Here is a 20,540-nt window from a genome sequence, read left to right as displayed (position 1 = left end):
CCCAGGGCCGGCACAATCCGACTCAACCCTCCATCTTCGCCGCTGAGAGCCTCTCGCCCGCGTACCCGCAGCGCGCCGCCTGGGGAACATCGGGGTCGTTGCGCGCCTGGCAGGCGGCCGCGCTGAAGACGTACATGACCGACATGCCCGAGGACTTCCTCGCCGTGGCCACGCCCGGTGCGGGCAAAACGACGTTCGCCTTGCGCGTGGCCACCGAACTACTCGCCGCCGGTGATGTTCACCAGGTCACCGTCGTATGCCCCACTGAGCACCTGAAGTACCAATGGGCCGAGGCCGCGGCCCGCGTGGGCATCCGTCTGGATCCCTCCTACGTCAACTCCCAGGGGGTGCTGGGCTCCCATTTCGACGGCGTCGCCCTGACCTACGCGCAGGTCGCCGCCAACGCCGCCCTTCACCGCGCTCGCACCGACGCCACCCGCACCCTAGTGGTCCTCGACGAGATCCACCACGGCGGGGACGCGCGCAGCTGGGGTGACGCTATGCGGGAGGCCTTCGCACCGGCGCGCCGCAGGCTCGCGCTAACCGGCACACCTTTCCGCTCCGACGAGTCGCCCATACCCTTCGTGCGCTACGTCGAGGAGGCCGGCGGAGTCAGGCGCTCACGGGCCGACTACTCCTACGACTACGCCGACGCCCTGCGCGACGGGGTCGTGCGCCCGGTGATGTTCATGACCTACTCCGGCCGAATGCGCTGGCGTACCAGAACCGGCGATGAAGTCGCCGCCCGGCTGGGCGAGCCGCTGACCAAGGATCTTCAGACCCAGGCCTGGCGCACCGCTCTCGACCCGGAGGGCGAGTGGATCCCCGCGGTTCTGGCCGCCGCCGACCAGAGGCTGAGCGAGGTGCGCCGCCAGATGCCCGACGCCGGAGGCCTGGTCATCGCCTCCGACCAGGGCTCGGCCCGTGCTTACGCGGGGCGATTGCGGGCCATTACCGGCGAGGCCGCCACCGTCGTCCTGTCCGATGACACCGGCGCTTCCAGCCGCATCGAGACCTTCTCGGCCGGCCGGGACCGCTGGATGGTGGCCGTGCGCATGGTCTCCGAGGGCGTCGACGTGCCCCGCCTCGCTGTCGGCGTCTACGCCACCTCGACTTCCACGCCGCTGTTCTTCGCCCAGGCGGTCGGACGCTTCGTGCGTTCACGCGCCAGGGGTGAGACCGCCAGCGTTTTCCTGCCCTCGGTGACCCCTCTGCTGGAGATGGCCAACGAGGTGGAGCTCGCTCGCGACCATGTTCTGGGCCGGCCCCGCTCTGAGAGGGATCGTCTGTTCGCCGGCCCCGAGGATCGACTCATCGCTGAGGCCAATGAGGAGGAGCGGGCCAGCGACGATCTTCTCGGCGCCTTCGAGGCGATGGATTCCACTGCCGAGTTCGATCGTGTGCTTTTCGATGGCGGTGAGTTCGGCACCGGCGCTGTGGTGGGCAGCATTGAGGAGCAGGAGTACCTGGGTCTGCCCGGCCTGCTCGAGCCCGAGCAGGTCACCGCCCTGCTGCGCCAGCGCCAGGACAAGCAGGTCGAGGCCCGCGAGCGCCGGGCCGCCGCGGCCGCCCAGCGCCGGGACGACTCCGGGATCGATGATGCCCGGCGCCGGGCGTCGGCCCGCAAGGAGCTCTCCCGGCTCGTGGCCGCTTGGGCGCGCCGCTCCGGCCAGCCCCATGGCGTCGTCCACAACGACCTGCGCCGCGTGTGCGGCGGACCCGAGGTGGCGCGAGCCTCCACCGAAGAGATCGAGAGACGGGTCAACACCCTCAGGCGCTGGTTCGTCGGGAAGCGGTGAGGGTTACCGGGGTCGGGCGACGACGTCGTACGGCCGTCGCGGGCCACGACGCGTCGCGGGAGCGGGGCGCGCGATCGTGCGCGGGGCGATGCTGATGGTGAATGCGATTCCGGAGCTCATCACGTGTCGTCTTGCGGGAGAGAAGGATCCCGAATGGCCGGGTACGCCGAGGGGCGGGGAAGATATATGGATCGGTCCCCGCGCTCAGCGTCCGATGCGGGGGCGTCGTGCCTGGCGGGGCGCAGGAGCATCATTCACGCAGTGCGGTGCGGCCGTCGAGCTCGAGGTGACGGGTCGGCACGGCGGGCTCGCCCTCGCTGAGTCTCCAGGCGTCGTAGGGAAGCTCTGCCCGTGCCGCCCGGTGGCGTTCGGCCGCGGCGGTGAGCGCCCGCGGTCCGCGGTGCTCCTCAACGACCTCGCCGTCGCGCACGAGCTCGACCTGGAGGGGGCGCCCTCCCTCCCGCTTCAAGGCGCCCAGCGCCTCCCCCTGCTCGCGGGCTGAGAGGACCAGCTCCTCGGTGGCGGTCCCCGCGGTGTCCAGGACCCGTCCCGCCCACTTGCGCCCGCCGACGGTGGCCTTGCCCCCCTCGGAGAACTTGGCGACCTCCTGCATGACGCCGTCGGTCCCCTCCCGTTCGACGAGCTTGTAGACCAGCTCCGCCGTCGGGCGTCCCGAGCCGGTGACGAGCTTGGTGCCCACCCCGTAGGAGTCCACCGGGGCGGCGCCCAGTCCGGCGATCGCGTATTCGTCCAGGTCGTTGGTCACCGTGATCCTCGTCGTCGTGGCGCCCAGGGCGTCGAGCTGGGCGCGCACCTTGAAGGCCTCGGCGACCAGGTCGCCGGAATCCAGTCGCACGGCCCCGAGTTCGCCGCCGGCGCCCCGGGCTGCCTTGACGGCCCGTTCCACGCCGCGGGCGATGTCATAGGTGTCGACCAGGATCGTGGTGCTCGGGCCGAGGCTGGCGACCTGGGCTGTGAAGGCGTCCTCCTCCGAATCGTGCAGCAGGGTGAAGGAGTGCGCCGAAGTCCCCACCGTGGGGATCCCATAGCGCATGCCCGCTTCAAGATCGCTGGTGGCGACGAAGCCGCCGACGACGGCCGCGCGGGCCGCCGCGACCGCCGCCCGCTCGTGGGCGCGTCGGGCGCCGAAGTCCACACAGGGCCTCCCGTGCGCGGCGATCGTCATGCGCGAAGCCGCCGAGGCGACGGCGCAGTCGTGGTTGTAGATCGACAGGGCTAGAGTCTCCAGGATGCAGGCCTCGGCGAAGGTGCCCTCGACGGTCAGCAGGGGGGAGCCGGAGAAGTAGCACTCGCCCTCGGCGTACCCGCGGATCGTGCCCGAGAATCGGTATTCGCGCAGGTAGTCCAGCGTCGTGTCATCCACGATGCCGGCGGTGCGCAGGAAGTCGATCTGGGCGCCGGTGAAGACGAACTCCTCGATGGCCTCCAGGAGGCGGCCCGTGCCCGCGACGACTCCGAAACGCCGGGAGGAGGGCAGACGCCGCCCGAACAGTTCGAAGACGCTCGCGCGCTCGGCGGCTCCCGAGTGAAGAGCCCCCTGGAGCATGGTGAGCTCGTACATGTCGGTCAGTAGGGAGGTGGAGGGGCTTGTCGGGTCGAGCGCGGCGTGCTGCGTAGGTGTCATGACTCCCAAGCTATCCTGGAAACCGGATCAGCACACGGCGCCTGGACCACAGCATTCATTCCGGCCGCTAGGCTGGGGCACATGAGTGCACATGTCGTCGAGCCCGACGTCGGGGAGCGCGCGCGCACCGTCTCCCAGTCCCTGTGGCGCACGGTCGTCCATGACGATCCGGTCAACACTATGGATTACGTCACCTGGGTCTTCCACTCCTACTTCCACTTCTCCCTGCCCCTGGCGCGAAGCCGCATGATGCAGGTGCACACCACCGGGCGCGCCACCGTGTCCTCCGGCGCGCGCGAGCGCATGGAGGTCGACGTCACCGCCATGCACTCCTACGGCCTGCGCGCTACCCTCGAACCGGTTGCCGATGACTGCGACGAGCACGGGGACAATCCCTGATGCGAAGCTTCGTCGAGGCGGCCGACGGGTGGGAGAGCCGGTTGGAGACCTGGGAGCGCGAGTACCTCGCGGGCCTGCTCGAGCAGGTGGCCGTGCTGCTGGCCGCGGACGAGTCCGCTCTGGGCGGCATTCGCAGCGCCGCTCCGCCGCACTCCGGGCAGCGGAAGGGGGAGAGTCCCCGCGACGGCGACGTTCTGGCCGCCCTGGACTTCGATCCGGGCCCGGTGGCCCGGCCGCCGGCGCGCGAGCCCCGGCCGCCGTCGTCCACCCCGCCGGCGCTCGCTCCCGTCCTCGACATGCTGCTGCCCGACGCATCGGAGGATCCTGACATCGCACTCGAAGTGGCGGATCTGACCCGCTCGCGGTTGCGCGCCCTGAAGTACGAGCGCCTGGAGGCCGCCATCGCCGAGCTGCTCGAGCCCACCGGGGGCGGGGGCGCGGTTCGCGTCGTCCGCGGGCACGAGCAGGAGTGGCTCGGCGCCCTCAATGACGTGCGCCTCGTGCTGGCGCAGCGGTTGGACATCGACGGACCCGAAGCTGCTGATGACGTCCACGCCGTTGCTTGGCAGGAGGCTCCGAGCAGCGAGAACGACGATGCCCGCTGGCGCCGCGGTATCGCTCTGTCCTACGACATGCTGACCTGGTGGCAGGAATCACTGGTAACCGTGCTGCTTTCCGGCTGAGCCGCCGCCTAGTCTCAGGTGCGTGAATGACGCGCCGATCGGGATGTTCGACTCCGGGGTCGGAGGCCTGACGGTGGCACGGGCCGTGCTCGACCAGCTGCCCGGCGAGCAGATCCTCTACATCGGGGACACCGCCCATAGCCCCTACGGCCCCAGGAGCGTCAGCGAGGTTCGTTCTCTGGCGCTCGGTGTCATGGACGAGCTCGTCGATGCGGGCGTCAAGATGCTCGTCATCGCCTGCAACACCGCGTCGGCGGCGGTCCTGCACGACGCTCGGCGCCGCTACACCAAGGATAGGGGCGTCCCCGTCGTCGAGGTCATCCATCCCGCCGCTCGAGCGGCCGCCCGCGTTACCCGCAACGGCCGTATCGGTCTGATCGCCACCCAGGGCACCGTCGACTCGCGCGCCTACGCCGATGCGCTCGAGGCCGTCCCCGGTGTTGAGCTCTTCTCCGAGGCTTGTCCACGCTTCGTCGAACTGGCCGAGCGCGGGGTGACCACCGGTCCGCAGGTGCTCGCCACCGCTGAGGACTACCTGGCTCCCGTCAAGGCAGCCGATGTGGACACCCTCATTCTGGGATGCACCCACTACCCGCTGCTCATCGGACCGATCTCCTACGTGATGGGCCAGGATGTGACTCTGGTGACCTCGAGTGAGGAAACCGCCAAGGACGTCTACCGCGAGCTGGCCCGGCGCGATCTGCTGCGCGATCCCGACGCCGCCCCGCCGCGCCACGAGTTCCGCTCCACCGGCGATCCCGGATCCTTCGCGGTCCTGGCGCGCAGGTTCCTGGGACCCGAAGTCGGACGGGTTTCGCGGGTGGACTCGGTACCCGGGTCGACGCACATGGTCTTCTCCTCCGACGTTCCGGCTCCCGCCCCTATCGTCCCTGTCACCGCCGACGATCGCGTCCCCCGTACGGACCCCGAAGAATTGAGCAAGGATCCCGCATGAAGCTCACGGTCATCGGCTGCGCCGGAAGCATGTCCGGTCCCGATTCCTCGGCCTCCTCCTACCTCGTGCAGGCCGACGGCCCGGGCCCGGACGGGGAGCGGACGTGGTCGATGATCCTGGACCTGGGGCCGGGGTCGATGGGGCAGATGCTGCACTATCTCGACCCGGCCGACTTGGATGCGATCGCGATCTCCCACTGCCACGCCGACCACATGGTCGACCTCGTGGGCATGCACGTCTTCCGACGGTGGAACCCGACCGGAGCGTTGGGGCCCGTGCTCACCCTGGGGCCCAGCGAGCTGCGGACGCGCCTGAACGGTGTCGACGGCACCGCGCCCGAGGAGACCTACGCCTCCGAGTTCTCCTTCCGCACGGCTGTGGCGGGCGAGACGGTGCGGGTGGGACCGATGACGATCACTCCCTACACCGCCCTGCATCCGGTGGAGGCCTACGGCTACCGCATCGAGGGGCCTGGCCGGGATGGGCGACGGATGGTGAGTCTGGCCTTCACCGGGGACACTGACCTGTGCTCCGGTGCGGAGGCCATGTCCGACGGCGTCGATCTGCTGCTGTCCGAGGCCGCCTTCCTGGAGGGGCGCGACACCTATCGCGGGATGCATTTGACCGGCAGGCGCGCCGGCGAGCTCGCCGCGGGCACGAGCGGTGAGGGTGGGCGTACGCCCGCGGGCGGCCTCGTGCTGACCCACATCCAGCCGTGGACGGATCCGGCCGACACGCTCAAGGAGGCCGCCGAGGTCTACTCCGGACCGCTCGAGGCCGCGACCTCGGGGGCCAGCTGGCAGGTCTGAGGTGACGGTACCGGTGCGCTACATGCCCGCCGTCCCCGATGGACCGGATCGCCCCTGGACCCGGGGGCGGCGCACCCGGTGGTGGCTCGTCGTTCCGGCTGATCTGGTGACGGTGTCGCTCGTGGCCCTCTTCACGGCCGCTTCGGCGCACGAGACCTCGCGGACCCTCGGGCTGCTCGTCCGCGGGGTCGGTTCCATCGCCCTCGCATGGCCGGTGGCATGGGGATTGAGACGCGGCCGCGACCACCTCGAAGCCCTATGGCCCGAGGGCGGAATCGTCATCGGCACCACGTGGATCGTGTGGACGGTCGGACACGGATTGGCCGGCGGAGCGTTCGCGTCCTTCGCTCCGGTATTGGCGGCTTTCCTCGTTGTTCTCCAGGCGGGGTGGCGCTGCTTGTACGGCTATGCCAAGGCTCACGACTCGCTGGTGCCCGAGCCGGTCCAGCGCAGGCTCGACGCCGAGGAGAACCGACAGGCCCCGGACCGGCCCGTCGATGATGGGTGAGGGCGGTCCGCTCCCGCTGTCGGGCGCGGAGTGGGGGCGGCGGATGGTCCAGGGCCTCGGGCGGGGTGCCGCGGGACCAGCCGTCACGTGCGGTCCTCTCTTGAGGCCCTTGCTCTTCAGGATGCCAGCAGCTCTGCCAGTACGGGCGCCAGCTCGCGGAACGCCTGACCGCGGTGGGAGATCGCACTCTTCTCGATCGCACTCATCTGCGCCGTCGTCCGCCCGGCGCCGCCGGGTGCGTCCTCCTGAACGGGCACGAAGATCGGGTCGTAGCCGAAGCCGCCCCCGCCGCGGGGCTCGCCCAGCAGCCGTCCCTCCATCGATCGCTCGATGATGGTGACAGCCGGCTCATCGCCCGGATCCGGACCCGGTGCGATCAGCACGGCGGCGCATGTGAAGCGCGCCGTGCGGTGCGGATCCGTCACGTCGGTAAGTTGGTTCAGCAGCAGGTGCAGGTTCGCCGCGTCGTCGCCGTGTCGACCCGACCAGCGGGCCGAGAAGATGCCCGGGGAGCCGCCGAGGACATCTACGCATAGGCCCGAGTCGTCGGCGACGGCAGGAAGGCCGGTGCCGTCCGCCAGGGCGCGGGCCTTGATCTCGGCATTGGCCGTGAAGGTGAGTCCGTCCTCGACGGGCTCGGGGACGCCCGCGGTGGCTGCCGAGATGATCGAGGACGGGTCCAGACCGGGCACGAGTGGCGCCAGGATCGCCCGCAACTCGGCCAGCTTGCCGGGGTTGCGCGTGGCCAGGACGAGGCGCGCGCCTTGCGGGACCGCCGTGATGGGAGGCGTCATGCTCCAGTCCCGTCGTCGGTGGAGCGCACGGTGAAGGGGACGTCCGCCGGGCCGGACAGGGCCTTCGTCTGGAGGGCCGCCAGTTCGGTGTTGCCCTTGGCGGCCAGATCCAGCAGGGCGCACAGCTCATCGCGGTCGAAGGGGACGTGCTCGGCCGTGCCCTGCACCTCGATGAAGTGCCCGTCACCGGTCTGGACGACGTTCATGTCGGTGTGGGCGCGTACGTCCTCCTCGTAAGGCAGGTCCAGGCAGGCAGTGCCGTCGATAATGCCGACGCTGATCGCGCTCAGCGAGTCCGACAGGACCGGCCTGCCGGCTCGCGGCCGGATGTGCCCGCCCGCCGTGCCCCAGGCGATGGCGTCGGCCAGGGCCACGTACGCACCGGTGATGGCGGCGGTACGGGTGCCGCCGTCGGCCTGGAGGACGTCGCAATCCAGAGCGATCGTGTTCTCCCCCAGGGCGGCGACGTCGATGATGCCACGTAGGGACCGGCCGATAAGCCGGGAGATCTCGTGGGTGCGACCGCCGATCCTTCCGCGTACCGATTCCCGGCCGCTGCGCTCGGAGCCCGCGCGGGGGAGCATGGCGTACTCGGCCGTCACCCAGCCCTCGCCTCCGCCCTTGCGCCAGCGCGGCACGCCTTCGGTGAAGGAAGCCACGCACAGGACGCGGGTGCGGCCGAACTCGATGAGCACCGAGCCCTCGCCGTGGTCCAGCCAGTGTCGGGTGATGGTGACGGGGCGCAGTTCATCGGCGGCGCGCCCGTCTTTGCGGGTTCCGGTGTCAGTCACGGCGCCAGGCTACCCGCCTCCGGGGCATCGACCTCATCGCTCGCGGAGACGGTGACCGTGCGGGAACAGTCCGCGAAGCAGGTCACGATCTCCTAAAAACTTAAATTCTAGGATTGATCTAGCAATGTGTATGTTTATATTTAGAGGGTCTTGGTTCTTCACATCTTAAGGAGTGCGTCATGCCGATCGTGCCCAGGCCCCATGGGATTCGTCCGCAGCCTTCGAGGATTCGGGCGCTGCCCGTCAGCGCCCGACTCCTCGCTCTCGTCATCGTTATCGTTCCGGTGCTCGCCGGCTGCAGCGAGCCCGCTGCGCGCGTCACTGCCACCGCATCCGCGAGTTCCAGCCCCACTCCCACCCGACAGGTGACGGTTGCGGTTCCGAACGTCGTCGGTATGAAGGGCGATGCAGCGGCCGATACCCTCAAGGAGGCCGGGTTCACTGAGAAGCCGACGTACGCGGATGTCGACGGCGAGGAGACCGTGCAGGAGGAGAGCGACTGGACGGTGACCGCGCAGGGTCCGCAGGCGGACACGCAGGCCCCCGTGGATCAACCGATCACTCTGATGGTCCGCCACGATCGCGCGGACGCATCCGCCTCCGCATCGGCGGTGGCCACGGAGCCGGAGTCCGCACCCGAGCCGGCTCAGGCCCAGGAACCCGAACCCGCACCCGAGCCGGCTCAGCCCCAGGAACCCGAACCCGCACCCGAGCCGGCTCAGCCCCAGGAACCCGAACCCGCACCCGAACCCGCTCAGCCCCAGGAACCCGAACCGGGGGGTGTGTACTACAGAAGCTGCAAGGAGGCGAAGGCTGCGGGAGCGGCTCCGCTGTACCAGGGCGAACCCGGCTATCGGCCCGGTCTGGATCGCGACCACGACGGGATCGCCTGCGAGAAGTGAGCTGCTCGCGTGAGGTATTCGTCGTCTCCGCGCACCGGATGGGGTGCGCCCGCTGCGGGCGTCCGTCCGCAGCGGGCGGAGGACGATGAGCTCCAGGTCGGCTTGGGCGCGAAATACGGCCGGATCGGTGCGAAATTGGGCCGAGCCCGGCAGCGGGGACGGGAGCGGGGTGCGCAAGAAGGGATTCGAACCCTCACGCCCGAAGGCACCAGAACCTAAATCTGGGGCGTCTACCAATTCCGCCACTCGCGCCGTGGCCCCAGCCTACCTGCTCGCGCTCGTCGTGTCCGATGCTCGCCTCGCAGCCGTCCTTCCCGACGCTTCAGTGCGCTGGTCGTCCCCTTGCCGAGGCGGCGACGGCGGGGGGCATGACGTGGAGGCTCCTCGAAGCGGCGAAGCGCCCGCCGATGCCGCCTCGAACGTTGCCACGGCCCGCCGGACGCGTCGTGGGCGAGCGGGGGCTCAGGCAGCCAGAGCCCGCTGCGCGGCCTGGACGCGCTCGAGAGCGCGCTCGATACGTGAGGGCGATGCGGCCGAGCCCAGGGAGCTCAACTCGGCACGAGCTGCGATCAGCTCCCGCTCCGCGGCCTCGCGGTGGGCGGGCTCGATCGTGCGACTCTGCGTCTTCATCATGTTCTCCTTGTGTCTTCACGGCCCGCATATGGGCCCTTCGAGGCCGGGCGGAATGCAGGTATCTCCTGCGACCCGGCGATGGGTGGCTGATGGGAAGCCGTCATGGCGCGGCTGATGTGACGAGCCGGCACCCGGTGGTCGGGAGGTCCGCGCGAAACCGTTGCGGTCCCTACGACCGACGCAGGGGGGAACGCTCAAGGTGGTGGGAGTATTCCCGACGCACGGACAGACGGCACGATGAATCGACCGGGAGTCATGCGAGCGACGAACCGTTCCGGCCCTGCACGTCGCAAGCGCACCGCACAGCCATGGGCACGACATCCCCGTGCGTAGTACCTCCTCAGGGACTCGAACCCTGGACACCCTGATTAAGAGTCAGGTGCTCTAACCAACTGAGCTAAGGAGGAATGGTTCATGGTCACCGCCTCGCCCCGCAATGGGACCCGACGATGGTACCCCCTCAGGGACTCGAACCCTGGACACCCTGATTAAGAGTCAGGTGCTCTAACCAACTGAGCTAAGGAGGCATGTCCTCACGCGCATGCGCCCGATGACAGAAGTCGACTCTACGTCCTGGAGGCGGACGAGTCCAATCCCTGAGGTGCGGAATCATCCCGATGTGCGGGAAGTCTCAGGAATGGTTCCGAGATTCCGACCGGACGCGGGACGGGTCCGCCTCCCGAAACCGGCCGTCCCGAGTTCGTCGGCGGCGAAGCGGTCGGTGGCATCGAGGAGCGCGGACAGCGTCTGCGGCTCGGCGTAGGAGTGCCCCGCCGTCGGCGAGATGCGCAGCTCGGCCTGCGGCCAGGCGCGGTGAAGGGCCCAGGCCGTCCCGATGGGGCAGCACATGTCGTAGCGGCCCTGGACGATGACGCCGGGAATGCCGTACTCGGTCAGCACGTGCGCGCCATCGATGAGTCGGCCGTCCTCCATCCAGCCGCGGTGGAGGAAGAAGTGGTTCTCGATGCGGGCGAAGGCGATGGCGTAGGCGGGGTCCTGGACTTCGTCGACGTGCGCCTGGTCGCGCACGAGCGTGGAGGTCGCCGCCTCCCAGGTCGTCCAGGCGATTCCCGCCGGGCCGTGCACGGCGGGGTCGGGGTCGGTGAGCAGCTCGTGATAGCGCTCGATGAAGCCGCCGGGCTCCACGTTCGTGCCGGCGGTCGCCACGAAACGCTCCCACTCGTCGGGCCATACCATGTCCGCGCCCCCGGCCTCGTAGTACCAGTCGAGCTCGCGTTTGCGCAGAGTGAATACTCCCCGCAGAACGAGGCCGAGGACGCGCTCCGGATGGGTCTGGGCGTAGGCCAGCGCCAGGGCGGACCCCCAGGAGCCGCCGAAGACGAGCCAGCGCTCCACACCCAGGTGTTCGCGCAGCCTCTCCATGTCCGCCACGAGATGCCAGGTTGTGTTCACCCGCAGGTCGGACTCCGGTTCCGAGGCGTGGGGCCGCGAGCGCCCGCATCCGCGCTGATCGAACAGGATGATGCGGTACCGCTCCGGATCGAAGACCCGGCGATGGTCCGGGCTGCAGGCGCCCCCGGGCCCGCCGTGGACGAAGACCGCCGGGATCCCCTCGGGACGGCCGCAGGTCTCCCAGTGCACGCGCTGTCCTTCCCCGACATCGAGCAGGCCCGAGGCCGTCGGTTCAATCGGCGGGTACGGGACGCGCAGCTGCTGGGCGCGGGCGAGCGGCGCCGCGGAGGGCGCTGGGGATGATGTGAAGGATGCAGTCATGGATGCATGATGGCTGATGGCTTCGTCCCTCGGATGCGGTACCGGTGTCAGCACGTCGATGGCCGCGGGGCATCAGCCCCGTTACGGCGCGGACGCGCACGTCAATGGCTCGTGTCGCGGTACGGTGGACACGTGACCAGCCCGATTGTGACGCTCGCGACCTGCGCCGACTACCCCATGCTCGACGATGATGACCGTGGTCTGCCCGACGCCCTGCGCGAGCGGGGCATCGAGCCGCGGGTGGCCGTATGGAACGACCCGAGCGTCAACTGGGATGATGCCGGCGTCGTCGTCCTGCGCTCGGTGCGCGACTACGCCAAGAAGCGCAACTACGCCGACTTCCTGACTTGGTCCCGGCTGATGCCGCGCTTGACCAACCATCCCGACGTCGTGGAGTGGAACTCCGACAAGCACTACCTTTCGCGTCTGGCCGAGCTCGGAGTCCCCATGATCCCGACCATCTGGCTGGAGCCGAGCGCTGGGTACTCCAAGCACCAGGTGCACACGCGTTTCCCCGCCCACGGCGACTTCGTCGTCAAGCCCGCGGTCTCCTCCGGCGGACGCGGGACCGGCCGCTACACCGCCACGGACGCGCGGTCGCGCTCCGAGGCGATCAATGACACCATGCACCATCTCGGGCGGGGCCGGTCGGTTATGGTCCAGCGCTACCTCGAGGAGGTCGACCGCAAGGGCGAGCTCTCTCTGGTCTACTTCAACGGTGTGCTGTCGCATGCGGTGGAGAAGGCTCCTATGCTCCACCCCTCCTTCCGCTCCACCGACGAAGTGCACGAGGAAATCGTCACCGCCCGCGAGCCCAGCGAGCAGGAGTGGTTGTGGGGTGAGAAGGTCCGCAAGGCCATCCACGGCCTGATCAAGGAGCGCTCCGGACGTGATATCCAGCTCCTGTTCAACCGCGTCGACGTCGTCGAAGACGGACAGGGCGGCTTCTACCTCATGGAGGTCTCGCTCATCGACGCCGGCCTCTACCTCGGCTCCGCGCCGGACGCCCTGAACAATTTCGCGGACGCCATCGCCCAGCGCGTGTTCTGGTGAGGCGTCGGCCGTCCTCCTCTCCCGGGATCGCGTGCACGGCCCCCTCCTGCATGCCGCTCGTGCTCCAGCCTCCTCCTGCCAGAGGATGAGAGCTTCGCGCGGCCGGTGATGTACACATGCCCTATGCGCACACTGCTCAACATTATCTGGGTCGTTTTCGGCGGTTTCTGGCTCTTCTTGGGATACGTGTTCTTCGGCGTCCTCGCCTGCATCGTCATCATCACGATTCCGGCGGGGATCGCCTCCTTCCGCATCGCCGGCTATGCCCTGTGGCCCTTCGGACGCGAGGTTGTCGAGACGCCGGAGGCCGGCGTGATGAGCGGCCTGTCCAACATCATCTGGTTCCTCGTGGCGGGCCTGTGGCTCGCCATCGGCCACATCACCACCGCTGCCGCCCAGGCCATCACCATCATCGGCATCCCACTGGCGATCGCCAACCTCAAGATGATCCCGGTGACCTGCTTCCCCTTCGGCAAGAGAATCGTCTCGGGCCGCGGAATCGTGTGATCACGGGCCACCGGCCGGCGGCCCGCTCGCGCTCTCAGGCGGTCAGTGGTGCGAACGCACCGCCCGAGACCGATGCCAGATCCGCCGGGGCGAGCGCGATGCTCATGCCGCGTCGTCCGCCCGAGACCACGACCCGGTCCAGGGCCTTGACGGAATCGTCGATCATCGTCGGCAGACGCCGCCTGTGGCCCAGCGGGGAGATTCCACCGACGACGTATCCCGTGATCCGCTCGGCGGCGGACGGCTCGATCAGAGAGACCTTCTTGAGTCCCAGCGCATGCGCCGCGGCCTTGAGACTCAGCCGGCGATCAACGGGGATGACGCATACGCCGACGTCGCGGTCCTCACCGTCCTCGCCCACCAGCAGCGTCTTGAGAACCGCAGCGGGATCCTCCCCGAGCGCCCGGGCGGCCTCGGGTCCGAAGCCGAGCTCGCAGCGGTCGTCGTGGGTGTAGGTCAGTATTTCGTGGGGCGCATCGGCGTCGTCGAGCGCTCTGATGGCCGGGGTCGCGCCCGCGTGCGCGCCCCTGCCTCTGCTCTTCCTGCCCATGGCGCCGACTCTACTCGTGACGGGCGGCGGGGCGTGCGGGGGAGGGGGCGGCGCCCGGTCCGGGCGGGATGAGTGGAGGAGACCCGATGGTTCGGACGCAGAAACCGGTGAAGGACGCGGCCAGTCTTCGATTCGGTTAGCGTGTCGTCATGCGATCCCCTCCGGCTCCGGACGGGCGACGCCCCCGGATCCTCCTGTCCGACCTGATGGCGGCTGGTCCCGTCGTCCTCGACGGCGCCATGGGCACCGAGCTCGGCGCCCGGGGAGTCGACACGACGAGCGGGCTGTGGTCGGCCCTCGCTCTGACCGAGGCGCCCGAGGCGATCGCCGCCGTCCATGCGGACTATCTCACCGCCGGTGCTCGGGTCATCTGCACGAACTCCTACCAGGCCGTCGTCCCCGCGCTCCTGCGCGCCGGTCGTACCGAGGACGAGGCCCGCGCCGTCATTGCGGCCTCCGCGCGCCTGGCGCTGGGCGCCCGTGACCGGTACACGGCCGTCCAGCCGCGCGAGGCCGTGCTCGTGGCGGGCAGCATCGGCCCCTACGGCGCCTGGCTGGCGGACGGGTCGGAGTACACCGGGGCCTACGGGATGCGCGCTCCGGACTTCGCCCGAGTCCACCTGCCGCGCCTGGAGGTTCTGGCCGCTGAGGGGCTGCGGCTCTTCGCCATTGAGACCCAGCCGCGCCTGGACGAGGCTCGATGGCTGACCGAGCGGATCGGGGAGCGCCTGCCCGATGCCGAATGCTGGGTCTCCTTCCAGGTGCGCCCCGACGGCGCGCATCTGGCCGACGGCACCCCGTTGGCGCGGGCGGCCGCATGGGCGCAGCGGGCGCGCAACGTTGTCGCCGTCGGCCTCAACTGCGTGGCGCCTCCGGTCGTCGACCGGGCTCTGCCTGTGCTGCGCGCGGCTGCGGACAAGCCGCTGGTGGCCTACCCCAACTCCGGGGACGTCTACGACCCGGTCACCAGGACCTGGCGGGCCACCGTCGGGCGGGGGCGGTTGACGGCGTCAACTTCCGCATGGCTCGACGCCGGCGTGCGGCTCATCGGCGGCTGCTGCCGCACCACCCCGGCGGACACGGCGGAGCTGCGGGACGCTGTTCGGAGCACCGCCCGCCCACGCTGAGCGCGAGGCGCGTCGGCCGGGACGGGGTCCCGGGCGGCCCGACCGGGGCCCGCGCTGAGCGGGTCGGGACCGGGCTGCGCTCGGACCCGCCTGGGGGACCACCGCGGGTACCGCCTTGACCTTCCCACGGAGTCAAGACGGATAACGGGGCCACGCTGAGATGCGAGTCCGACGGGCCGGCGATCATGTCCGGTTCCGCTGTGCCGCGTCCGCCGCGCCCTCGAAGGAGACACGATGAGAATCGATATGAAGAAGGACCGCAAGGACCTCTACCACCCGCCGTCGACCGACTTCACCGAGGTCGACGTACCGGAGACGACCCACCTGGCGGTTGACGGTCATGGCGACCCCAACACCTCGTCCGCCTACACCACCGCGGTCCAGAGCCTGTACATGAGCGCCTATGCGGTCCGCGCGGCCTTCAGGGCCCGCACCGGGGACGACTTCGTCGTCGGCCCCCTCGAAGGACTGTGGACCAGTGCCGACCGCGACGCCTTCACCGTCCGCGACAAGGACGAGTGGGACTGGACCATGCTGATCCCACTCCCCGACGCCGTTGGTGCGGCGGACATCGCGGAGGGCCTCGCGGCCGCCTCCCGGAAGAAGCCCGACCTTCCCGTCTCGTCGCTTCGCCCGCTCTCTCTGGCCGAAGGGCGCTGTCTTCAGATCCTCCACGTGGGGACCTACGACGAGGAAGGCCCCGTGTTGGCGCGCCTGCATGACGAGATCATGCCCGAACGCGGGCTGACCTGGAACGGGCCCCACCACGAGATCTACCTGTCCGACCCCCGACGCACGGCTCCTGAGCGGATGCGGACCGTCCTGCGCCAGCCCGTGCGGCCGGTCTGAGGATCTCCCGGGTCCGGGAGTCCGCGAGGCGGCCGACCGCTGCGGGGAGGAGGAGATCGATCAGCTCTGTGGCCCGACGCTCAGCAGGTGGATGACGGCGTGCTCCGCCCTGTCGCACTCGGCCGGGTCCACCAGGGCGGTCAGCCGCCAGTCATGGTCGGCCTGCGGGTCGTCGATGATCTGGGTGGCCAGCCAGACCCGCCGGCCCGAGGTCTCCAGGGCCTCCCGTAGTCGCTCCGGGACCCCGGCGGCCGCCAGCGCGGCCCCGTCGGGCGTCTCGTCCAGCGGTGCTAGAGCAGCCGCGCGGGCGGCGTTGTCCGTGCCGATCCAGTCGTACTCGTCCCAGTAGCGAGCCAGCGCCGCGTCCCAGCGTTCTCCGTCCCAGCCGGAGGCCGCATCCAGCTCGGCCAGGCCCTCGACGTCGTCGCGCGCCATGAGCTCGACGCGGCGGAACATCTCGCGGCGCACCGCCACCCGGAAGGCGTGCCGGTTGCGGGTGAAGGCGACCCTCCCGTCGGCATCCGCTCCGAAGGCCCGTTCGACGCCGGCGGAGTCGTCCGCCTCCGAGCGCTCGTCCTTCAGCGCGTCCGCAACCTTCTCGGCCTGGCCGGACTGCGCCGCGCCCAAAGCCTCCCACTCGTCCAGCAGAGAGGAATCGACGGCGCGCACCAGGGCGCCGAGCCAGTCGACGAGCTCGTCGACCTCGTCTGTACGGTGCTCCTCGGGCACGACCTGACGCAGGGCTCGGTAGGCATCGGTGAGGTAGCGCAGGACCACGCCCTCGGAACGGCCGAGCTCGTAGCGGGAGATCAGGTCGGAGAAGGTCATGGCGTTCTCGACCATGTCGCGCACCACACTCTTGGGGTGCAGCTCGTATTCGGCGATCCAGGGGTTGGACTGCTTGTACATCTCCAGGGCGGGGCCCAGAAGGTCGGCCAGCGGCTGGGGCCAGGTGATCTCCTCCAGGGCCGCCATGCGTTCGTCGTAGTCGAGCCCTTCGGCCTTCATCGCGGCGATCGCCTCGCCGCGCGCGGCCCGCTGCTGGGCGTGCAGAAGGGGACGCGGGTCGTCGAGAGTGGCCTCCACCGCGGAGACGACGTCGAGCGTGTGCTCGGGGGAGTCCACGTTCAGCAGGTCCATGGCCGCCAGGGCGAAGGGCGCCAGCGGCTGGTTGAGGGCGAAGTCATCGGGCAGGTCGACGGCCAGGCGCAGCCGGGGGCGCCCGTCGGCTGCCGCCTGCGCACTGGAGGCGTGGGAGAGGACCCCGGCGGTGCGCAGTGAGAGGTAGATCTTGATCGCGCGGCGCACGTGCCGGCGCCGCGCGGCTTCGTTGTCGTGGACGCGGGAGAGCAGCTCGGCCATGGCGGCCACCGGGTCGCCGTTCCGCTCCATAAGGTTCAGGACCATGGTGGTGGTGACCTGGAACTGGCCGGTGAGGGTCTCCGGGGCGGCGTCGCGCAGGCGCGAATACGTCTTGTCCGTCCAGTTGACCCGACCCTCGGGCGCCTTCTTGCGCACGATCCTGCGGCGCTTGCGCTCGTCGTCGCCCGCCCTGGCCAGAGCGCGCGCGTTCTCGATGACGTGCTCGGGGGCCTGGACGCAGACGTACCCGCGGGTGTCGAATCCTGCTCGGCCCGCCCGGCCGGCGATCTGGTGGAATTCGCGGGCGGTGAGGTGACGCTCCTTAGTCCCGTCGAACTTGACCAGGCTGGTGAGCACCACGGAGCGGATGGGGACGTTGATGCCCACCCCGAGGGTGTCAGTGCCGCAGATGACGGCGAGCAGGCCCGCGCGAGCCAGGCGTTCGACGAGCCGTCTGTAGCGCGGCAGCATGCCTGCGTGGTGGATGCCGATGCCGCGGCGCAGCAGGCGCGACACAGTGGCACCGAATCCGCCGCCGAAGCGGAAGTCCCCCAGGGCGGCGGCGATCTCGTTCTTGTGCGCCCGAGCGCCCAGGTCCACGCTCAGCAGCGAGGTCGCCCTGTCGATCGCCTCCTTCTGGGAGAAATGGACCACGTAGATCGGGGCCCTGCCCTGTCCCACCAGCCGTTGAAGTAGCTCGCCGATGGGTTCGACGACGTATTCCATCTCCAGGGGCACGGGCCGCTCGGCCTTGTCCAGGACCGCGACCTCGCGGCCCGTGCGCCTGTCCATGTCGGCGGCCAGGAAGGATACGTCGCCCAGAGTGGCCGACATAAGCACCATCTGCGCCCGGGGGAGCTCCAGGAGCGGGACCTGCCAGGCCCAGCCGCGCTGGGGATCGGCGTAGTAGTGGAACTCGTCCATCACCACCGTGTCGACGTCGAGCTCCTCGCCTTCGCGCAGCGACTGGTTGGCCAGGATCTCCGCGGTGCAGCAGATGATGGGGGCGGCGGCGTTGATGGAGGTGTCGCCGGTGACCATGCCGACGTTGTCGGCGCCGAACAGGCGCACCAGCTCGAAGAATTTCTCGCTGACCAGGGCCTTGAGAGGGGCCGTGTAGTAGGAGCGGCCGCCGCGGGCGAGCGAGGCCGTGTGGGCCGCGAGCGCGATCATGGACTTGCCCGATCCCGTGGGGGTGGCGGCGATGACGTGCCTGCCCTCCAGGATCCGGCTCAGAGCCTCGTCCTGGTGCGGGTAGAGGGGGCGGCCGGTGGACTGGGCCCACTCGTTGAAGGCGAGGTAGACCTCCTCGGGCTCGGGCACCCGCTCGGGGTCGTCGGCCGGAATGAGGGAGTCGAGCATCGCATTGAGCGCCGGAGCCGGGGACGACGAGGTGGTTGGAGGCATGCCGCCATGGTCTCACGGGCCCCGGCGGGTTCTGATGGCGTCCTCTGTGGGTGCGGGGCGCGGCCGCCGCGGGTTCCCGGGGTGAACCGGATCCCGGGCATAGGGTGGCGGTACTCACGCCGATCGCTGCCGTGCCGCGTCGGCGCGGGCGGACACCGTATCTATCCGGCTGCTGACAGGAGGAGACCATGACCAGCACCAAGCGCGTCTACCAGCGGACCTTCCCCGTCTCGCCCGATGGGAACCCCTTCGTCCACAACGACCTGGGCCTGTACACCCACAATCATCCGACTCCTCCGTCCGATGTCGCCGAGCGTAGGGCCTATCTCGTGGGCTCGGGCATCGGCGCCCTGCTCGCCGCGGCGTTCCTTGTCCGTGACGGACGCATGCCCGGGCGCAACATCACCATCCTCGAGCAGCTCCCCGTCCCCGGCGGCTCCTTCGACGGCGCCGGCGACACCGGCAGGGGCTTCATCACTCGCGGCGGACGCGAGATGGGCCAGCACTTCGAGTGCTTCTGGGACATCATGCGCGAAATCCCCGCCCTGGAGATGCCTGCGCCCTACACGGTCCTCGACGAATTCCGGACCGTCAACGAGAACGACCCGAACATCGACCCCTGCCGCATCATCCACCACCGCGGGAAGCGACGGGACGCCTACAGGATGGGAGTGGGCAAGAAAGGTCAGCGCGCCGTCGTCAGGCTCCTCATGGCCAGGGAGGAGGACACGTTCGGTAAGACTATCGAGGATTGGTTCGACGCCGACTTCCTCGCCTCGAACTTCTACACGCTGTTCAAGACGATGTTCGCCTTCCAGCAGTACGAGTCGCTGACGGAGATGAAGCGGTATATGCACCGTTTCCTCCAGTATCTCCCCGGTTTCTCGGATCTGTCCTGCCTGCGCTTCTCCCGCTACAACCAGTTCGAGTCGTTCATCGTGCCGCTGGTCGACTGGCTGAAGGGCAAGGGCGTGGTCCTCCAGTACGACACGTGCGTCGACGATCTCGAGATGACGATCACCTCCGGACGCAAGGTCGTCAACGGAATTCTCTTTCATCACGCCGATGGCGGCCGGGACCGCATCGACGTCGCTGAGAAGGACTTCGTTCTCGCCACGATCGGATCGTGCACCGAGTCCACCGGCTACGGGGACATGGACACCGTTCCGCCCTTCCACACCGACCGTCCGGGTGGTGCCTGGACCCTGTGGCGCAATCTCGCTAGGAAATCCGCGGTCTTCGGCCGCCCGGACGTCTTCTGCTCCGACCCGCACAAGACCGTGTGGGAGTCGGCCTCCTTCAGTTTCATGGGAGCCGATCACCCCTTCCTGGGCAGGATCCGCGAGCTGACCGGCAACGACCCCCTGTCCGGGCGCACCGTCACCGGCGGCATCATCACTGCGGAGGACTCCGGCTGGTGCCTGTCGCTGACCATGAACCGTCAGCCCCAATTCCGCTCTCAGCCGGCCGACTGGGGGGTCGCCTGGGCCTACGGGCTCTATCCGCACGCTCTGGGCAACTGCGTGCGCAAGCCGATGATCGAGTGCACGGGCGAGGAGGTCCTCAAGGAGTACTGCTACCACTTCGGTCTGATCAGTCAGTTCGACCAGATCAGGGAGCGCACTTTGGTGCGCCTGGCCACGATGCCCTACATCACCTCCTTCTTCATGCCTCGTCGTGCCGGCGACCGCCCCGGGGTCATCCCGGACGGGTGCGTCAACCTCGCTCTTCTCGGCCAGTTCGTCGAGACGCCCGACGACTGCGTCTTCACGACCGAGGGCTCTGCGCGCACCGCGATGATGGCCGTCTACGGACTGCTCGATCTGGATCGTGACGTTCCGCCGGTCTGGCCCGCGCAGTACGACATCCGGGCTCTCCTGGCCGCTGCCAAGACGCTCAACGACGGCTCCCTGCCCGGTGAGAAGATGCTCACCAGGTTCCTGCGCGGCACCTACTACGAGGACATCCTGCCCTGAAGCGGCATGACCGGGGTCGATGGCGGTGGGAACATCCCGAGGCGGGCCCTTGCCGAG

At 69.4% G+C, this 20,540-nt stretch carries 20 protein-coding genes and 3 tRNA genes; 12 read left to right on the top strand and 11 right to left on the bottom strand.

Annotated elements, in window-relative coordinates; all coding sequences use genetic code 11:
* Positions 1 to 22: 22 nt before the first annotated feature.
* A complete protein-coding gene (locus tag HMPREF9062_RS13785; RefSeq protein WP_291455331.1) occupies positions 23 to 145 on the bottom strand; it encodes a hypothetical protein in 123 nt (40 codons plus the stop codon).
* On the opposite strand from HMPREF9062_RS13785, the gene HMPREF9062_RS09610 reads away from it, so the two are divergent.
* A complete protein-coding gene (locus HMPREF9062_RS09610) occupies positions 135 to 1,799 on the top strand; it encodes a DEAD/DEAH box helicase (protein WP_253270695.1) in 1,665 nt (554 codons plus the stop codon). The genes HMPREF9062_RS13785 and HMPREF9062_RS09610 overlap by 11 nt on opposite strands.
* A gap of 250 nt (positions 1,800 to 2,049) precedes the next feature.
* Here the strand turns inward: HMPREF9062_RS09610 and HMPREF9062_RS09605 are convergent, their stop codons facing one another.
* Complete coding sequence (locus tag HMPREF9062_RS09605) at positions 2,050 to 3,444, bottom strand: nicotinate phosphoribosyltransferase (protein WP_009749922.1); 1,395 nt, start codon at positions 3,442 to 3,444, stop codon at positions 2,050 to 2,052.
* Positions 3,445 to 3,525: 81 nt separating this feature from the next.
* Between HMPREF9062_RS09605 and clpS the strand changes: the two genes are divergently transcribed.
* Genes clpS through HMPREF9062_RS09580 form a run of 5 tightly spaced genes read left to right on the top strand, consistent with a single transcriptional unit; the run spans position 3,526 to position 6,798 of the window.
* Positions 3,526 to 3,843: an ATP-dependent Clp protease adapter ClpS gene (clpS, locus tag HMPREF9062_RS09600; protein WP_009749921.1), complete on the top strand. Its 318-nt coding sequence runs from the start codon at positions 3,526 to 3,528 to the stop codon at positions 3,841 to 3,843.
* Positions 3,843 to 4,526: a DUF2017 family protein gene (locus tag HMPREF9062_RS09595; RefSeq protein WP_009749920.1), complete on the top strand. Its 684-nt coding sequence runs from the start codon at positions 3,843 to 3,845 to the stop codon at positions 4,524 to 4,526. The genes clpS and HMPREF9062_RS09595 overlap by 1 nt, the downstream gene beginning before the upstream one ends.
* Positions 4,527 to 4,569: 43 nt before the next feature.
* The gene (murI, locus tag HMPREF9062_RS09590; RefSeq protein ID WP_009749919.1) at positions 4,570 to 5,481 is read left to right on the top strand and encodes a glutamate racemase; all 912 of its coding nucleotides are present in this window, start codon (positions 4,570 to 4,572) and stop codon (positions 5,479 to 5,481) included.
* A complete protein-coding gene (locus HMPREF9062_RS09585) occupies positions 5,478 to 6,290 on the top strand; it encodes an MBL fold metallo-hydrolase (RefSeq protein ID WP_009749918.1) in 813 nt (270 codons plus the stop codon). The genes murI and HMPREF9062_RS09585 overlap by 4 nt, the downstream gene beginning before the upstream one ends.
* 22 nt (positions 6,291 to 6,312) lie before the next feature.
* Positions 6,313 to 6,798: a hypothetical protein gene (locus tag HMPREF9062_RS09580; protein ID WP_009749917.1), complete on the top strand. Its 486-nt coding sequence runs from the start codon at positions 6,313 to 6,315 to the stop codon at positions 6,796 to 6,798.
* 116 nt (positions 6,799 to 6,914) lie between these two features.
* On the opposite strand, the gene HMPREF9062_RS09575 is transcribed toward HMPREF9062_RS09580, so the two are convergent.
* Positions 6,915 to 7,592, bottom strand: a complete 678-nt coding sequence (locus HMPREF9062_RS09575; RefSeq protein ID WP_009749916.1) for a non-canonical purine NTP pyrophosphatase — start codon at positions 7,590 to 7,592, stop codon at positions 6,915 to 6,917.
* Positions 7,589 to 8,383, bottom strand: a complete 795-nt coding sequence (gene rph / locus HMPREF9062_RS09570) for a ribonuclease PH (RefSeq protein WP_009749915.1) — start codon at positions 8,381 to 8,383, stop codon at positions 7,589 to 7,591. The genes HMPREF9062_RS09575 and rph overlap by 4 nt, the downstream gene beginning before the upstream one ends.
* Positions 8,384 to 8,562: 179 nt before the next feature.
* Between rph and HMPREF9062_RS12970 the strand changes: the two genes are divergently transcribed.
* A complete protein-coding gene (locus HMPREF9062_RS12970; RefSeq protein WP_009749914.1) occupies positions 8,563 to 9,285 on the top strand; it encodes an excalibur calcium-binding domain-containing protein in 723 nt (240 codons plus the stop codon).
* Between the two features lie 170 nt (positions 9,286 to 9,455).
* On the opposite strand, the gene HMPREF9062_RS09560 is transcribed toward HMPREF9062_RS12970, so the two are convergent.
* The 5 genes from HMPREF9062_RS09560 to pip form a co-directional block, all read right to left on the bottom strand.
* Positions 9,456 to 9,537: transfer RNA gene (locus tag HMPREF9062_RS09560), tRNA-Leu, on the bottom strand.
* Positions 9,538 to 9,747: 210 nt separating this feature from the next.
* Entirely contained in the window at positions 9,748 to 9,915 is a 168-nt protein-coding gene (locus HMPREF9062_RS13130; protein WP_172634841.1) for a hypothetical protein, read from the bottom strand.
* A 336-nt stretch (positions 9,916 to 10,251) separates the two neighbouring features.
* Positions 10,252 to 10,324, bottom strand: a tRNA-Lys gene (locus HMPREF9062_RS09555).
* A 44-nt stretch (positions 10,325 to 10,368) separates the two neighbouring features.
* Positions 10,369 to 10,445 (bottom strand) — tRNA-Lys (locus HMPREF9062_RS09550).
* Between the two features lie 82 nt (positions 10,446 to 10,527).
* Positions 10,528 to 11,652: a prolyl aminopeptidase gene (gene pip / locus HMPREF9062_RS09545; RefSeq protein WP_009749912.1), complete on the bottom strand. Its 1,125-nt coding sequence runs from the start codon at positions 11,650 to 11,652 to the stop codon at positions 10,528 to 10,530.
* A 132-nt stretch (positions 11,653 to 11,784) separates the two neighbouring features.
* On the opposite strand from pip, the gene HMPREF9062_RS09540 reads away from it, so the two are divergent.
* Together HMPREF9062_RS09540 and HMPREF9062_RS09535 are read left to right on the top strand one after the other, a co-directional pair.
* A complete protein-coding gene (locus tag HMPREF9062_RS09540; protein WP_009749911.1) occupies positions 11,785 to 12,705 on the top strand; it encodes an ATP-grasp domain-containing protein in 921 nt (306 codons plus the stop codon).
* A gap of 123 nt (positions 12,706 to 12,828) precedes the next feature.
* Positions 12,829 to 13,212: a YccF domain-containing protein gene (locus tag HMPREF9062_RS09535; protein WP_009749910.1), complete on the top strand. Its 384-nt coding sequence runs from the start codon at positions 12,829 to 12,831 to the stop codon at positions 13,210 to 13,212.
* Between the two features lie 34 nt (positions 13,213 to 13,246).
* Here HMPREF9062_RS09535 and ybaK read toward each other — a convergent pair whose 3' ends face one another.
* A complete protein-coding gene (ybaK, locus tag HMPREF9062_RS09530) occupies positions 13,247 to 13,762 on the bottom strand; it encodes a Cys-tRNA(Pro) deacylase (protein ID WP_009749909.1) in 516 nt (171 codons plus the stop codon).
* Positions 13,763 to 13,911: 149 nt separating this feature from the next.
* On the opposite strand from ybaK, the gene mmuM reads away from it, so the two are divergent.
* Positions 13,912 to 14,889, top strand: coding sequence for a homocysteine S-methyltransferase (gene mmuM, locus HMPREF9062_RS09525; RefSeq protein WP_009749908.1), 978 nt, complete (start codon positions 13,912 to 13,914; stop codon positions 14,887 to 14,889).
* Between the two features lie 234 nt (positions 14,890 to 15,123).
* Positions 15,124 to 15,738 (top strand): GyrI-like domain-containing protein, encoded by a 615-nt coding sequence (locus HMPREF9062_RS09520; protein WP_009749907.1) that lies wholly within the window; start codon positions 15,124 to 15,126, stop codon positions 15,736 to 15,738.
* Positions 15,739 to 15,798: 60 nt separating this feature from the next.
* On the opposite strand, the gene HMPREF9062_RS09515 is transcribed toward HMPREF9062_RS09520, so the two are convergent.
* Complete coding sequence (locus HMPREF9062_RS09515; protein WP_009749906.1) at positions 15,799 to 18,507, bottom strand: DEAD/DEAH box helicase; 2,709 nt, start codon at positions 18,505 to 18,507, stop codon at positions 15,799 to 15,801.
* Between the two features lie 188 nt (positions 18,508 to 18,695).
* Between HMPREF9062_RS09515 and HMPREF9062_RS09510 the strand changes: the two genes are divergently transcribed.
* The gene (locus HMPREF9062_RS09510; RefSeq protein WP_009749905.1) at positions 18,696 to 20,483 is read left to right on the top strand and encodes an oleate hydratase; all 1,788 of its coding nucleotides are present in this window, start codon (positions 18,696 to 18,698) and stop codon (positions 20,481 to 20,483) included.
* Positions 20,484 to 20,540 lie beyond the last annotated feature (57 nt).

Origin of the sequence: Actinomyces sp. oral taxon 448 str. F0400 (assembly GCF_000220835.1) — a bacterium.
Classification (GTDB): Bacteria; Actinomycetota; Actinomycetes; order Actinomycetales; family Actinomycetaceae; genus Actinomyces.
This window is presented reverse-complemented; position numbering and strand designations above follow the sequence as displayed.

What these genes read in the sequence shown, in the direction of transcription:
- HMPREF9062_RS09610 (WP_253270695.1), top strand. Translation starts at nt 135, where the DNA reads ATGACCGACATGCCCGAGGACTTCCTCGCCGTGGCCACGCCCGGTGCG.
- HMPREF9062_RS13785 (WP_291455331.1), bottom strand. Translation starts at nt 145, where the DNA reads ATGTCGGTCATGTACGTCTTCAGCGCGGCCGCCTGCCAGGCGCGCAAC.
- HMPREF9062_RS09605 (WP_009749922.1), bottom strand. Translation starts at nt 3,444, where the DNA reads ATGACACCTACGCAGCACGCCGCGCTCGACCCGACAAGCCCCTCCACC.
- clpS (WP_009749921.1), top strand. Translation starts at nt 3,526, where the DNA reads ATGAGTGCACATGTCGTCGAGCCCGACGTCGGGGAGCGCGCGCGCACC.
- HMPREF9062_RS09595 (WP_009749920.1), top strand. Translation starts at nt 3,843, where the DNA reads ATGCGAAGCTTCGTCGAGGCGGCCGACGGGTGGGAGAGCCGGTTGGAG.
- murI (WP_009749919.1), top strand. Translation starts at nt 4,570, where the DNA reads ATGTTCGACTCCGGGGTCGGAGGCCTGACGGTGGCACGGGCCGTGCTC.
- HMPREF9062_RS09585 (WP_009749918.1), top strand. Translation starts at nt 5,478, where the DNA reads ATGAAGCTCACGGTCATCGGCTGCGCCGGAAGCATGTCCGGTCCCGAT.
- HMPREF9062_RS09580 (WP_009749917.1), top strand. Translation starts at nt 6,313, where the DNA reads ATGCCCGCCGTCCCCGATGGACCGGATCGCCCCTGGACCCGGGGGCGG.
- HMPREF9062_RS09575 (WP_009749916.1), bottom strand. Translation starts at nt 7,592, where the DNA reads ATGACGCCTCCCATCACGGCGGTCCCGCAAGGCGCGCGCCTCGTCCTG.
- HMPREF9062_RS12970 (WP_009749914.1), top strand. Translation starts at nt 8,563, where the DNA reads ATGCCGATCGTGCCCAGGCCCCATGGGATTCGTCCGCAGCCTTCGAGG.
- HMPREF9062_RS13130 (WP_172634841.1), bottom strand. Translation starts at nt 9,915, where the DNA reads ATGAAGACGCAGAGTCGCACGATCGAGCCCGCCCACCGCGAGGCCGCG.
- pip (WP_009749912.1), bottom strand. Translation starts at nt 11,652, where the DNA reads ATGACTGCATCCTTCACATCATCCCCAGCGCCCTCCGCGGCGCCGCTC.
- HMPREF9062_RS09535 (WP_009749910.1), top strand. Translation starts at nt 12,829, where the DNA reads ATGCGCACACTGCTCAACATTATCTGGGTCGTTTTCGGCGGTTTCTGG.
- ybaK (WP_009749909.1), bottom strand. Translation starts at nt 13,762, where the DNA reads ATGGGCAGGAAGAGCAGAGGCAGGGGCGCGCACGCGGGCGCGACCCCG.
- mmuM (WP_009749908.1), top strand. Translation starts at nt 13,912, where the DNA reads ATGCGATCCCCTCCGGCTCCGGACGGGCGACGCCCCCGGATCCTCCTG.
- HMPREF9062_RS09520 (WP_009749907.1), top strand. Translation starts at nt 15,124, where the DNA reads ATGAGAATCGATATGAAGAAGGACCGCAAGGACCTCTACCACCCGCCG.
- HMPREF9062_RS09515 (WP_009749906.1), bottom strand. Translation starts at nt 18,507, where the DNA reads ATGCCTCCAACCACCTCGTCGTCCCCGGCTCCGGCGCTCAATGCGATG.
- HMPREF9062_RS09510 (WP_009749905.1), top strand. Translation starts at nt 18,696, where the DNA reads ATGACCAGCACCAAGCGCGTCTACCAGCGGACCTTCCCCGTCTCGCCC.